Below are 13009 nucleotides of genomic sequence, written 5' to 3' on the forward strand. Positions count from 1 at the left end.
TTCCGCGTAGGTTGGGTTGAGCGCAGCGAAGCCCAACAACTCCGGACCATCACGCCGGATACCATGGTTTCTGGCTGTTGGGCTTCGGCGATGGAGCCGCCTCAACCCAACCTACGGCGCGCTCCGCCCACACCGCCAAACAAGCCCCCTCTCCCCCTGGGAGAGGGTTGGGGTGAGGGCGCTCCCCGCACGGACTCCACAAACGACGACGCCCGCGCCGGCAAGGCCGGACACGGGCGTCGTGTAAAGCTGTCGCCAGGCTTAGTGCTGGTGACCGCCTTCGCCATGGATATGACCATGGGCGATTTCTTCATCGCTGGCGGCACGCACATTGACCACCTTCACATCGAAGTTCAGGCGCTGGCCGGCCAGGGGATGGTTGCCGTCGACGGTGACCTGGTCGCCGTCGATGTCACGCACGGTGACGATCTGCATGGCGCCGTCCGGGCCGGACGCGTGGAACTGCATGCCCACTTCCAGCTCGTCCACGCCTTCGAACATTTCCTTGCCCAGGGTGGCAACCAGTTCGGGCGTGTATTCGCCATAGGCGTCTTCCGGCTCGATGGCCACTTTCAGCTCGTCACCGGCCTGCTTGCCGGACAGAGCACGCTCCAGACCCGGAATGATGTTGCCTGCGCCTTGCAGGTACACCAGCGGAGCACCACCAGCGGAGCTGTCGATGACTTCGCCGGCGTCGTTGGTCAGGGTGTAGTCGATGGATACTGCCGTGTTCGCCGCGATCTGCATGGCCAGAACCTTCATGCTGGGAAAAATTTAGGATGACGCATCAGTCTACGCGTCCAACTTAGCAATTGCGAATGCGTTCGGTCAGTCCCCTGGCGCCCGGAGGCATCTGGAGGGCGCCCCTGCAACGGTGCGCGACCGCCCGTCACGCAATCGCCACGGCCGCTTCACGGGGCTGTCATCCCGGCTACCTAGGGTTTGCTGCATACCCACTGCCGGAGCCCTGCCATGCCGATTCCAGTGTCCGCACCGCCCGCGCTGCGCGCCGAACGCCTGTCGACCGCTGCAGATATCCGCGCCGCCCAGCGCCTGCGAGCCGCGGTCTTCGGCAGTACCTACGGCGTGCATTTCGCCGATAACCTCGACCAGGACCCCTACGACGCCCACTGCCTGCACCTGGGCGTGCGCGACCTGCGCAGCGGCGAGCTGATCGCTACCACCCGGCTGCTCGACGGCCGTCGGCGCGAGCGGCTGGGCAGTCTCTACAGCGAGAGCGAATTCCAGCTGGAGGGTCTGGACACGCTGCAGGGCCCGCTGCTGGAAATCGGCCGCACCTGCGTGGCGCCCGGGCATCGCACCGGCGCGGCCATCGCCCTGTTGTGGGCGGAACTGGCCGAGATCATGGCCTGCGGCGACTACCACTACCTCATGGGCTGCGCCAGCGTGCCCATGGCCGACGGCGGCCTGCAGGCGGCCGCCCTGCTGCGCCAGGCGGCGCGGGACGAACGCATCCCAGCGATCCGCGCCACGCCGCGGCGGCCGCTGCCCTTCGTCGCCGTGCCGGACAACCTGGTGGTGCAGCTGCCACCCCTGCTCAAGGCCTATCTACGCCTAGGTGCCCAGGTCTGCGGCGCGCCCTGCTGGGATCCGGAATTCGGCGTGGCCGACGTCTTCATCCTGCTCAAGCGCGAAGACCTCTGCCCGCGCTATGCCCGCCACTTCAAGGCCGCGGTATGAGGCGACTGCGTCGCGTCTGGCGACTGCTGCCAGTGCTGGCCGCGCTGCTGCTCGGGGCACTGTTCGCCCTGACGGTGACGTTGGCGGTGGTGCCGAGTCGCCGGCCCTGCCCGGTGCTGCGGCAACGGCTGACGCAGCGTTTTTTCCAGGTGCTGACTCGGGCGCTGCGATTGCGGCTGGAGGTCAGCGGCGAGGTACCGCGCGGCACCCATCTCTGGCTGGCCAATCACGTGTCCTGGCTGGATATCGTCGCTCTGGGCAGCTTGCGGCCGCTGGGCTTCCTGTCCAAGGCCGAGGTGGCGGAGTGGCCCTTCGCCGGCTGGCTGACGCGCCAGGCCGGCACCCTGTTCATCCGCCGCGGGGCCGAGCGCGGCGATGCCTTGGGCGAGGCCCTGACCACGCGCCTGACCCAGGGCTTGTCGCTGGCGCTCTTTCCCGAGGGCACCACCACCGACGGCAGCGGGCTGCGCACCTTTCACGGCCGGCTGCTGAGTCCGGCCATCGCCACCGATACCCCGCTGCAACCCGTGGCGCTGAGCTACTGGCGGCAGGGCGAGCGCGACCGGGATGCCGCCTTTATCGGTGACGACGATCTGGTCAGCCATCTGCTGCGCCTGCTGGACAACGGCGGCACCACCCTGAGGATCGAACTGCTGCCGCCCATCCTGCCCCAGGGCCGGCCGCGCCAGGTGCTGGCGGGTGAATGCCAGGCCGCCATCGCTGCCCGCCTCGGGATTCAGCTGGAACCGCGCGCGGCCCGTTCGGCGGCGGCAAAGGCCTGCAGCTGCGGATAGAAGTCGCGAAAGTCTTGCAGCAGGCCGTCATAGGCGGCGTCCAGCTCGGCGAAGGCGCCGGCCAGCAGTTCCGGGCGCGACAGCCGTCGCGCCATGCCCTCCACCACTCGCTCCAGCACGGCGAAGTCCGTGTAGCTGCCCAGCCAGTCCTGGCGTGCCATCAGGGGTGCGATGCGGGCCAGCCGCGGCGGCAGTTCCGGTTCGTCCAGCAGGGTCTGGTAGCAGTCCGCGACGAAGACCGGCAGTGGCTGCTCGGCGTAGTCGTGCCAGAGGCGTGCCAGGCAGTGATCGAAGAAGACATCCACCAGCAGCCCGGCCACTCGCCGCCGCGCTGCGGGCAGCCGCGTCTTGGCCCGGATCACCAGGGGGTGGTCGTCGGTATAGACGTCGATGCGCCGATGCAGACGGATGCCGGCGGCGATCCCGGCCGGCCAGGCGTCCGCCGAGCCCTTGACGAAATCGCCATAGAGGCTGCCGAGACGGTCTTCGCGGCTGGGGCCGCCCAGGTGCAGATGAGCGAGATAATTCATCCCCCCAGCATACTCCAGCCACAACCGGGCGGTTTTCCTGGACGACCCGCGGCTGCTAGGCTCGGGCCTCCTTCCCTTCTCCGCTGGAGTCGTCATGCCCGCTCGCGCCGTGTTCCTCGACTATGCCTCTCTCGACCTGGGCGATCTGGACCCGGCGCCCTTGCGCGCGGTGTTCGACGAACTGGAGCTGCATCCGGCGAGCGCGCCGGACGAGGTCGCCGCGCGCCTGGCCGGCGCCCAGGTCGCCATCGTCAACAAGGTGGTGCTGGACGCCCAGACCCTGGGCGCCTGCCCGGAATTGAAACTGGTGCTGGTCAGCGCCACTGGTACCAACAACATCGACCTGGACGCCGCCCGCGCCCAGGGCGTGCGGGTCTGCAACTGCCAGGGCTATGGGACCGCCTCGGTCGCCCAGCACACCCTGACCCTGCTGCTGGCCCTGGCCACGCGGCTACCGGATTACCAGGCGGATATCCGCGCCGGGCGCTGGCAGACCGCCAGCCAGTTCTGTCTGCTCGATCACCCCATCGTCGAGCTGGAGGGCAAGACCCTTGGCCTGCTCGGCCTCGGCGAGCTGGGCAGCGCGGTCAGGCGCCTGGCCGAAGCCTTCGGCATGCAGACCCTGGTGGGCCAGTTGCCCGGTCGCCCGGCGCGTCCCGGCAGCCTGCCGCTGGCCGAGCTGCTGCCCCAGGTGGATGCCCTGACGATGCACTGCCCGCTGACCGAACAGACCCGCGGCCTGATCGGTGCGGCGGAACTGGCGGCGATGAAATCCACGGCCTTCCTGGTCAACACCGCACGCGGCGGCATCGTCGACGAACAGGCCCTGGTCGATTGCCTGAGACGCGGCCACCTGGCGGGCGCCGCCACCGACGTGCTCAGCGTGGAGCCCCCGCGCGATGGCAATCCGCTGCTGGCCAGCGACATTCCGCGACTGATCGTCACTCCGCACAACGCCTGGGGCAGTCGTGAGGCGCGCCAGCGGATCATCGGCCAGTTGGCCGACAACGCCCAAGGCCATTTCGCCGGCACACCGCAGCGGGTGGTCTGCTAAAGTTCGCGCTTTTTTTCGCCAGGTAGCCCCATGGATCCGCGCAGCGAAGTCCTCCTCCGTCACCCCGAGCGCTTCGGCGGCCCCTTGCTGCTAGCGGGGCTACCGGCTGACGACCTGCTTGGCGCCCTGCCCGCGGCCAGTGGCTGGAGTTGGCACGCCGGCGAGGCCGAGCAACTGGCCCGGCGCTATCCGGGACGCTCTCTTCTAGGCATCGAACCGCCCCCGGGCGACTTCGCTGGCGCCGTGCTGTTCCTGCCCAAGTCCCGCGAGGCCACCGACTTCCTACTCACCGCCCTGACTCGCTGCCTGCCGACCGAGGGCAGCCTCTATCTGGTCGGCGAAAAGAAGGCCGGTATCGAACGCGCCGCGCGCCAGCTGGGTGCCTTCGGCAAGGCCAGCAAACTCGACAGCGCCCGCCATTGCCAACTGTGGGTGGTGCAGGGACCGCACACCTTAGCCGATCCGCGCCCCGACGCCTGGCTGCAACGCCAGCGGCTGGTGCGGGCTGGGGTGAACCTGGACATTCTCAGTCTGCCGGGCGTCTTCAGCCATGGCCGGCTGGACGTGGGCACGGCGCTCTTGCTGGACCAGCTCGACGGCCTGCCCGAGGGCGCGGTGCTGGACTTCGGTTGCGGCGCCGGCGTGGTCGGCGCCGCCCTGGCTCGCCGCTATCCCGCCAGCACCCTGCATCTGCTGGACGTGGACGCCTTCGCCGTGGCCAGCAGTCGCCAGACCCTGGCGGCCAATGGTCTCGCCGGAACGGTGATCGCCGGCGACGGCATCGCCGCGGCGCCCACGGGCCTCGCCGCCATCGTCAGCAATCCGCCCTTCCACAGCGGTGTGAAGACCGACTACCGTACCACCGAGACCCTGCTGGCCGAGGCGGTGCGTCATCTAAAGCCCGGCGGCGAATTGCGCCTGGTGGCCAACAGCTTCCTGCGCTATCCGCCACTGATCGAGGCCGCCTTCGGCAATTGCCGTACCCTGGCGGAACGCGACGGCTTCAAGGTCTACAGCGCCCGGCGACGGTAATGCTGTTGGGCTTCGCTGCGCTCAACCCAACCTACGCGGCATCCGTAGGTTGGGTTGAGACGGCTTCATCGTCGAAGCCCAACAGGCGCGGCCGAACCGCGGCAATGTTACCCCCGTAGTACCCAACCAGCACCCTATCCCCTTGGGAGAGGGTTGGGGTGAGGGAAACCTCCTCTCCCAACCAAACCCTCAACCCTTCTTCGCCGCCTCGTACAGCGGCATCACCTTGGGAATCGCCGCCTGCAGCGCCTTGGTGCGGTTGGCGTCGGAGGGGTGGGTGCTGAGGAATTCCGCCGGCTGCTTGCCCTGGCTGGCCTGGGCCATCTTCTGCCAGAGGGTGATGGCGGCATTGGGGTTGTAGCCGGCGCGCGCCGAGAGCTCCAGGCCGATCAGGTCGGCTTCGTTCTCGTTGCCGCGGCTGAACGGCAGGGTCAGGGCCACCTGGGACACCTGGTCGGCCAGCTGCATGCCGCCCTGGCCGACGCCCAGCAGGGCGCCGCCGAGGTTCTCGCCCATCTGGATGGCATAGGCCCGCGACATCTGCTCGCGGCTGTGCTCGCGCAGGGCGTGGGCGATCTCGTGGCCCATCACCGCCGCCAGTTCGTCGTCGGTCAGCTTGAGCTGATCGATGAGGCCGCTGTAGACGAAGATCTTGCCGCCGGGGCCGCAGTTGGCGTTGAGTTCGTCGCTCTGCACCAGGTTGACCTGCCAATCCCAGTTCACCGCGTCCGGACGGAAGGCCGCGGTCTGCGGGATCAGGCGCTTGGCGATGGCGGCGACGCGCTTGCCGTCGGCGCTGTCATTGGCCAGCTTGCCGGCGGCCTTGGCTTCGCTGACCGTCTTGGCATAGGACTGGGCGTACATCTGGTTGACCTGCTGCTCGGACAGCATGCTGAACATGTACTGCTTGCGCTGCACCCCGACCGCGCCACCCGAGGTGGTGTTGACGGTCTGGCAGGCGACCAGTAGCAGGCTCAAGGACAGGCCTGCGAGGGGAAGGATACGGCGCATGGGAATCTCCAGGTATCGAGGCGGATACAGCATAGAGAGGGGCGTCGCGCCCGGCAACGTTCGTGCGCAGGCGACCGGAGGCCTCAATGGATCGTCAGCGCCGCCGATAGCCACGGCATTGAATGCCCTCCGGAGTCCCCGATGAGTTCCAGATCCATCCGCACCTCCATCACCCTGCTGGCCGGCGCCTGCATCCTGGTGGTGGTGATCGCCTTGATCGCCTATACCCTGCTCGCGGGTCAGCGCACCCGCACGCTGGTCGATACCCATACCGAGGCCCTGGCCGCCACTGCCGCAGAGGCCCAGCTGACCGCGGAAGCCGAAGCCGTGGGCAACCAGCTGCAGCGCCAACTGGACGTTCCCCTGCAACTGGCCAATCAACTGGCGCAGCTCAACGTGGCCATGGGCAGCGGTGGCGACCAGCAGGTCGACCTGGATCGCCAGAGTCTGGTCCGGCTCTTGGGCCAGACCCTCAAGCGCCAGCCCGGCCTGCTCAGCCTCTATACCGTCTGGGAACCCAATGCCATCGATGGCCAGGACGAGCGCCATCGCGGTGACGCCGCGGCCGGCTACGATGAGCAGGGCCGCTTCACCCCCTGGTGGCACAAGACCCTCGACGGCGACGTCACGGTGGAGCCGATTGGCGAGACCGTGGAAAGCCAGACCCGCCTGCCCTCGGGCGTGCGCGAAGGCGAGTACTACCTCTGTCCACGGGAAACTCGCACCACCTGCGTGCTCGACCCCATGCCCGACACGGTCAACGAACAGCAGGTGCTGATCGCTTCCTTCAACGTGCCCATCCTGGTCGGTGGCGCCTTCAAGGGCGTGGTCGGCGCCGACGTGCCGCTGGACTTCATCCAGCGCCAGTTGGTCAAGGCCAATGGCCGCCTCTATGGCGGCGTGGGCCGCATGGCCCTGGTCGCCGGGCGGGGCACCCTGGTCGCCTACACCGCCGACGCCAGCCAACTGGGCAAGCCGGCCGAACCAGTGCTGGGCGCGACGCTGGCCGGCCTCAAGGACCTGGGCGAGGGCGTCACGCGCCGTTTCGACACCAAAAGCGAGCGCTACCAAGTCTATCTGCCGCTGCGCTTCACTGGCGACAACCGCCAGGTCTGGACGCTGATCGTCGAATTACCCCGCGAAGCCGTGCTGGCCGATCTCTATAGCCTCAAGGACACCCTGGGCAGCCAACGCCACCAGGATGTGGTCGGCATGCTGCTGGTGGGCCTGGCGGTCGCCGGTGCCGGCCTGCTGGTGCTCTGGCTGATCAGCCTGCGCATCGCCCGGCCGCTGCGGCAGATGGTCGCCATGCTCGACGCCATCGGCCAGGGCGACGGCGACCTGACCCAGCGCCTCGCCACCGAGCGCCGTGACGAGGTCGGCGCCATGGCCGGCGGCTTCAACAGCTTCCTGGCGTCGCTGCAGAACCTCATCGGCCAGCTGGTCCGCTCGGTGGGCGAGGTGGCCACGGCGGCCGAGCACACCTCCCATATCGCCCAGCGCACCCGCGATGGCGTGGAGCGCCAGCTGCAGGAGATCGACCAGCTGGCCACCGCCATGCAGGAGATGACCGCTACCGCTCAGGACGTGGCCGGCAATGCCGGTCGCGCGGCACGCGCCGCCACCGAGGCGGACGGCGCGGTCAACGAAGGTCAGCGCCTGGTGCAGCAGAACGTCGCCAGCAGCGCCGCCCTCGCCGAGGAGATCGAGCGTGCGGTGGAGCAGGTGCGCCGGGTCGCCGAGGACAGCGAGAACATCGGCTCCATCCTCACCACCATCAATGGCATCGCCGAGCAGACCAACCTGCTGGCGCTCAACGCCGCCATCGAGGCGGCCCGCGCCGGCGAACAGGGCCGTGGCTTCGCCGTGGTGGCCGACGAGGTGCGCAACCTGGCGCAAAAGACCCAGGTCGCCACCGGCGAGATCCAGAGCATGATTCAGCGCCTGCAGCAGGGCACCCGCGAGGCGGTGACGGTGATGCAGGCCAGCGGCGCCCAGACCAGCACCCAGGTCGCCCAGACCGAGGCCACCCGGCGCGCTCTGGACACCATCCTGGCGGCGGTGAGCGAAATCACCAGCATGAATCTGCAGATCGCCAGCGCCGCCGAGGAGCAGAGCGCGGTGGCCGAGGACATCAATCGCAACGTGGTCAATATCGGCCAGAGCGCCCAGGCGGTCCATGGCGAAGCCGACAGCGCCTCCCGCGCCGGCCAGCAATTGCGCGAACTGGCCGAGCAGCAACGCCAGCTGGCGGGACGTTTCCGCGTCTAGCAAGGCTATTTGCGTGCCCCCGCCGCTCCCCTTGGGAGGGGGTTCGTCGGCAGCGATGCGCCGCTAAAAACCTAAAGGTAGCGCGGTGCACTGCCGATAACCTCGCGCCACCCAAGCACTGGAGTGTTGTCGATGTCTTTCCGCTCAGTCCGTACGACCATCACGCTGCTCTCGGGGAGCTGCATCCTGGCCGTGGTCATGGCGCTCGTCGGTTATGTGCTCTTTGCCGGCATGCGCACCCAAAGCCTGGTCGACACCCATACCGCCCAGCTTGCCGAGCGTGCTGCCCAGGCCCGGTTGGATGCCCAGGCCCAGGCGATTGCCGGCAGCTTGATGCAGAAGCTGGATCTGCCGCTCACGGTCGCCCGCGGTATCGCTCAACTCAATGCCCAGGCCGACAGCAGCGCCGAACGGCCCCTGCGGATCGACCGTGAAGGCCTCAACAACCTGCTCCAGCAGACCCTGCTCGACAATCCCGAACTGCTCGATGTCTATGCGGGCTGGGAGCCCAATGCCTTCGACGGCGGGGATGCCCAGTACGCCGGACGCAGCGAAGCCGGCTATGACGCCACGGGGCGCTTCATGCCCTGGTGGTATCGCACACCCGAGGGTGGCCTGAAGGTGGAACCCCTGGGGCCGACCATGGAAAGCCAGACGGTGCTGCCCACCGGGGTCCGCGAGGGTGAGTACTACCTTTGCCCGCGGCAGAGCCTCAAGCCCTGCATCGTCGATCCGGCACCCTACGAGATGAATGGACAGAAGATCCTGATGTCCTCCTTCAACGTGCCCATTCTGGTCAAGGGTGCTTTCAAGGGCGTGGTGGGCGCCGACCTGTCCCTGGCCTTTATCCAGGAGCAGCTCAAGCAGGCCAACGCCGGTCTCTACGAGGGCGCGGGCAGCATGGCGCTGGTCGCCAACCGCGGCACCCTGGTGGCCTATACCCGGGATCCCAAGGCGCTCGGTCAGCCGGCCGCGCAGATACTCGGCGACGCGGCCCAGGGCCTGGCGCAACTCGGCGATGGGGTGACCCGCCGCTTCGATAGCCAACACGACCTCTATCAGGTGTATCTGCCGCTGCGCCTGGGCAACAATGCCACCACCTGGACGTTGATCCTGCAGCTACCCCGCGCGGCGGTGCTCAGCGATCTGCATCTCCTGCAACAGGCCCTCGGCGAGCAACGCCGTACTGATATGGCCGGCATGCTGCTGGTGGGCCTGCTGGTGGCTGGCGGCGGCCTGCTGCTGCTCTGGCTGGTCAGCCTGCGCATCGCCCGCCCGCTGCGGCAGATGGTGGCCATGCTCGACGACATCGCCAAGGGCGATGGGGACCTGACCCAGCGGCTGACGGTCAATCGCCGCGACGAACTCGGTGCCATCGCCAGCGGTTTCAATGCCTTCCTCGGTTCGCTGCAGCACCTCATCGGTCAGCTGGTACATTCGGTCAGCGACGTGAACACGGCCGCCACCCAGACCTCCAACATCGCCCAGCGCACCCGCGACGGCGTGCAGCGCCAGCTGCAGGAGATCGACCAGGTGGCCACCGCCATGCAGGAGATGACCGCCACCGCCCAGGATGTCGCCAGCAATGCCGGACGCGCCGCCCAGGCGGCTACCCAGGCCGATAGCGCCGTGAGCGAAGGCCAACGTGTGGTGCGGCAGAATGTCAGCGACTGCGCCACCCTCGCCGCGGAAATCGAGCGCGCCGTGACCCAGGTACGCCGGGTGGCCGATGACAGCGAGAACATCGGTTCCATCCTCACCACCATCAACGGCATCGCCGAGCAGACCAATCTGCTGGCGCTCAACGCGGCCATCGAGGCGGCCCGGGCCGGCGAGCAGGGCCGTGGCTTCGCCGTAGTGGCCGATGAGGTGCGCACCCTGGCGCAAAAGACCCAGGTCGCCACCGGCGAGATCCAGAGCATGATCCAGCGCCTGCAGAGCGGCACCCGGGAGACCGTGGCGCTGATGCAGAACAGCCATGCCCAGACCAGCAATCAGGTGGAACAGACCCAGGCGGCCAGCCGGGCCTTGGAGGTCATCCTCACCGCCGTGGGCGAGATCACCGAAATGAATCTGCAGATCGCCAGCGCCGCCGAGGAGCAGAGCGCGGTGGCCGAGGACATCAATCGCAACGTGGTCAACATCGGCCAGGCGGCCAATGGCGTACACGACCAGGCTGATCAGGCCACCCGCGCCGGTAGCCACCTGAGCGAACTGGCCGAACGGCAGCGCCAGTTGGCGGCGCGCTTCAAGGTCTAGCGGGTCACAAGGGCGTCAAACACTCCGGTCCGTCCACCTCGGGCCGGTTGACGATGTTGGCCAAGACCCGCTCGCGCAGCGGCATGCCGCCCTCGGCCAACAGCTCCTGCAGGGCTTCGGGCGTGCTGTCCGGATCCTGCCAGAGGGCACGACCCGCTGCATCGAGCAGGATCGGTCGGCGCAGCGGACCGGCCGCCTGGGTGACCATGGCCACCGACAGCCAGAGCTGATCCCCGGCCGGGTAGGCCTCCCAGAGCGCGGCGAACCAGGCCAGGGGTTCGCCATTGAGCATCCAGTAGGGCCGCTTGCGGTGGCCACCGCGCCATTCGTAGAAGCCGTTGGCCGGCAGCAGACAGCGCCGCACGCGAAAGGGCTCGCGAAACATCGGCTGGGTGGCCAGGCTTTCGGCGCGGGCATGGGTGGGGGTGCGGGACAGATCGGTGAGCCAGGGCGGCGTCAGCCCCCAGCGACCGCTGTCGACCCGCTCGCCCTCGGCGGTCCGCCGCTGCAGCAGTACCTGCTGGTGGGGCGAGATGTTCCAGCGCGGGGGATGCTTGTCGGGAAAACCCGGCAAGCCGGCGAATTCAGCGGGCCAGCGGAACAGGGCGTAGCGTCCGGACATGAAAACCTTTCAACAAATGAGGATGCCCTGCTCGGGAGAAGGATCCTCTCCCGGCAGGGGCGTGGCGGCATTGTACGCGGCGATCAGCGCCTGCGCGCGCTGCGCCTCTTCGTCCTCGACCAGCAGGCCAAGCAAGCCCACCGCGGGCAGATCGCCGATGCCACCGAGCAGATGGCGCCCGGCGAGAAAGCCGCTGATGCCCTCGCTGGCCAGCACCGCCAGGAGCAATTCGCCTTCGTGCAGCGAACCCGGCTCATAGATGCGGCGCATCAGTCGTCCTCCCGCCGAACCTCGAGATTCCAGTCCTCGCCATCGGTGTGCAGGCCGAAGCGGATCGGTCGGCAGCAGACTTCACAGTCCTCGTAGTAGTCCTGGTCACCGCCGCTGAGGTCGAGCACCACCTCGCCCGGTTCGCCGCAATAAGGGCAATCGTATTCCTGGCTTTCCAGCATCTGCCTGCACTCCTTGACCGCCAACCTGCCGCCCATCCGGCCCCTGACGCTTGCATCTGGCGCCACGCCCACTACTATGGCCGCCGGAATTTCTACAAGAGAACACCATGGGCGAGTTCGAAGCCATTCGACCCTATAACGACGCGGAAGTCCCCGGGGTTCTGGCCCGCCTGATCGACGACGACCACTTCATCGGCATCCTTGCCGGCTACCGGTTCCCGCGCCTGTCCAAGGGACTCGGCTGGGTAGTGCGCCCCCTGCTGCGCACCCGCCTGCGCCAGGAACTGAGTGGTATCCAGAGCGTCGCGGCGCTGCAGGACAAGCTCGAACCCTATGTGGATCGCGCCATCGAGAAGGCCTCGGACGGCGTCACCTACTCGGGCATCGACCAGTTGCGCAGTGGTCGCGCCTATCTGTTCCTGGCCAACCACCGCGACATCGTGATGGACCCGGCCTTCGTCAACTATGCCGTCTACCACGCCGGTCTGCCAACGCCGCGCATCGCCATCGGCGACAACCTGCTGCAGAAGCCCTTCGTCAGCGACCTGATGCGGCTGAACAAGAGCTTCATCGTGCACCGCTCCATCAGCGGTCGCCGCGAAAAGCTGGCGGCGTACCAGAACCTGTCCGCCTACATCAATCATTCGATCCGCCAGGACGGCCAGTCCATCTGGATCGCCCAGGCCGAGGGCCGGGCCAAGGACGGCGACGACCGCACCGATTCGGCCATCCTCAAGATGTTCCACATGAGCTGCAAGGACGAGCCCTTCGCCGAGCTGGTCAAGGCGCTGAACATCGTGCCGGTGTCCATCAGCTACGAATTCGATCCCTGCGACCAGGCCAAGGCCCGCGAACTGCACATCCGCGCCACTACCGGCAGCTACACCAAGGCGCCGGGCGAGGACGACGTCAGCATCGCCCTGGGCATCACCGGCTACAAGGGCCGAGTGCACGTGGCCTTTGGCGAGCCGGTGAGCGGCGAATTCGAGGACGCCAAGGCGCTGGCCCAGGAAATGGACCGGCAGATCCTCGGCAACTACCGGCTGTTCCCGGCCAGCTACCTGGCCTATGCCGCCTGGGATGGCCGCGATGCGGAGCTGGCCGTGCCCGCCGTGGACGCCCTGTTTCCGGCCGAGGAGATCGCCGTCGCCCGCGGCGAATGGGAAAGGCGCCTGGCCGAGTGCCCGGCGGAGTACCGGGCACAACTGGTGCGCCAGTACGCCCAGCCGGTGCTGAACAAGTACCGCGTGCTGGCCGGCCTGGAATAGTCGCCAGCCGCCCAC

At 67.9% G+C, this 13009-nt stretch carries 13 protein-coding genes and 2 pseudogenes; 9 read left to right on the forward strand and 6 right to left on the reverse strand.

The window, feature by feature from the left end:
* Positions 1-261: 261 nt before the first annotated feature.
* Positions 262-747: a peptidylprolyl isomerase gene (locus C722_RS0107170; protein WP_017639847.1), complete on the reverse strand. Its 486-nt coding sequence runs from the start codon at positions 745-747 to the stop codon at positions 262-264.
* A gap of 225 nt (positions 748-972) precedes the next feature.
* Between C722_RS0107170 and C722_RS0107175 the strand changes: the two genes are divergently transcribed.
* Positions 973-1701, forward strand: a complete 729-nt coding sequence (locus C722_RS0107175) for a GNAT family N-acetyltransferase (RefSeq protein ID WP_017639848.1) — start codon at positions 973-975, stop codon at positions 1699-1701.
* Positions 1698-2495, forward strand: a complete 798-nt coding sequence (locus tag C722_RS0107180; protein ID WP_017639849.1) for a 1-acyl-sn-glycerol-3-phosphate acyltransferase — start codon at positions 1698-1700, stop codon at positions 2493-2495. The genes C722_RS0107175 and C722_RS0107180 overlap by 4 nt, the downstream gene beginning before the upstream one ends.
* Here C722_RS0107180 and C722_RS0107185 read toward each other — a convergent pair.
* Complete coding sequence (locus tag C722_RS0107185; RefSeq protein ID WP_017639850.1) at positions 2438-3025, reverse strand: ACP phosphodiesterase; 588 nt, start codon at positions 3023-3025, stop codon at positions 2438-2440. The genes C722_RS0107180 and C722_RS0107185 overlap by 58 nt on opposite strands.
* 94 nt (positions 3026-3119) lie before the next feature.
* Between C722_RS0107185 and C722_RS0107190 the strand changes: the two genes are divergently transcribed.
* Both C722_RS0107190 and C722_RS0107195 read left to right on the forward strand, forming a co-directional pair.
* Positions 3120-4079, forward strand: a complete 960-nt coding sequence (locus C722_RS0107190; RefSeq protein WP_017639851.1) for a 2-hydroxyacid dehydrogenase — start codon at positions 3120-3122, stop codon at positions 4077-4079.
* A gap of 30 nt (positions 4080-4109) precedes the next feature.
* A complete protein-coding gene (locus C722_RS0107195) occupies positions 4110-5111 on the forward strand; it encodes a class I SAM-dependent methyltransferase (RefSeq protein ID WP_017639852.1) in 1002 nt (333 codons plus the stop codon).
* 189 nt (positions 5112-5300) lie between these two features.
* Here C722_RS0107195 and C722_RS0107200 read toward each other — a convergent pair whose 3' ends face one another.
* Positions 5301-6122 carry a M48 family metallopeptidase gene (locus tag C722_RS0107200; protein ID WP_017639853.1) on the reverse strand — a complete coding sequence of 274 codons (822 nt, stop codon included), beginning with the start codon at positions 6120-6122 and terminating at the stop codon, positions 5301-5303.
* Between the two features lie 1212 nt (positions 6123-7334).
* Here C722_RS0107200 and C722_RS26940 point away from each other — a divergent pair.
* The 4 genes and pseudogenes from C722_RS26940 to C722_RS26955 form a co-directional block, all read left to right on the forward strand.
* Positions 7335-7535, forward strand: a pseudogene (locus tag C722_RS26940) (HAMP domain-containing protein); the annotation flags it as partial.
* Positions 7509-8393, forward strand: coding sequence for a methyl-accepting chemotaxis protein (locus tag C722_RS26945; RefSeq protein ID WP_371099772.1), 885 nt, complete (start codon positions 7509-7511; stop codon positions 8391-8393). The pseudogene C722_RS26940 and the gene C722_RS26945, both read left to right, overlap by 27 nt.
* Before the next feature lie 1200 nt (positions 8394-9593).
* Positions 9594-9794, forward strand: a pseudogene (locus tag C722_RS26950) (HAMP domain-containing protein); the annotation flags it as partial.
* 132 nt (positions 9795-9926) lie between these two features.
* The gene (locus C722_RS26955) at positions 9927-10652 is read left to right on the forward strand and encodes a methyl-accepting chemotaxis protein (RefSeq protein ID WP_371099773.1); all 726 of its coding nucleotides are present in this window, start codon (positions 9927-9929) and stop codon (positions 10650-10652) included.
* A gap of 4 nt (positions 10653-10656) precedes the next feature.
* Here the strand turns inward: C722_RS26955 and C722_RS0107215 are convergent, their stop codons facing one another.
* From C722_RS0107215 to C722_RS0107225, 3 genes are read right to left on the reverse strand one after another with little or no spacing between them, the layout of a single operon-like run.
* Entirely contained in the window at positions 10657-11274 is a 618-nt protein-coding gene (locus tag C722_RS0107215; protein ID WP_017639856.1) for an SOS response-associated peptidase, read from the reverse strand.
* 9 nt (positions 11275-11283) lie between these two features.
* Positions 11284-11544 (reverse strand): putative signal transducing protein, encoded by a 261-nt coding sequence (locus C722_RS0107220; RefSeq protein ID WP_017639857.1) that lies wholly within the window; start codon positions 11542-11544, stop codon positions 11284-11286.
* Positions 11544-11726 (reverse strand): CPXCG motif-containing cysteine-rich protein, encoded by a 183-nt coding sequence (locus C722_RS0107225; RefSeq protein ID WP_017639858.1) that lies wholly within the window; start codon positions 11724-11726, stop codon positions 11544-11546. Before C722_RS0107225 ends, C722_RS0107220 begins: the two co-directional genes overlap by 1 nt.
* Positions 11727-11833: 107 nt before the next feature.
* On the opposite strand from C722_RS0107225, the gene C722_RS0107230 reads away from it, so the two are divergent.
* A complete protein-coding gene (locus C722_RS0107230; protein WP_017639859.1) occupies positions 11834-12994 on the forward strand; it encodes a 1-acyl-sn-glycerol-3-phosphate acyltransferase in 1161 nt (386 codons plus the stop codon).
* Positions 12995-13009 lie beyond the last annotated feature (15 nt).

This window comes from Pseudomonas sp. 313 (genome assembly GCF_000316965.1).
Classification (GTDB): Bacteria; Pseudomonadota; Gammaproteobacteria; order Pseudomonadales; family Pseudomonadaceae; genus Chryseomonas; species Chryseomonas benzopyrenica.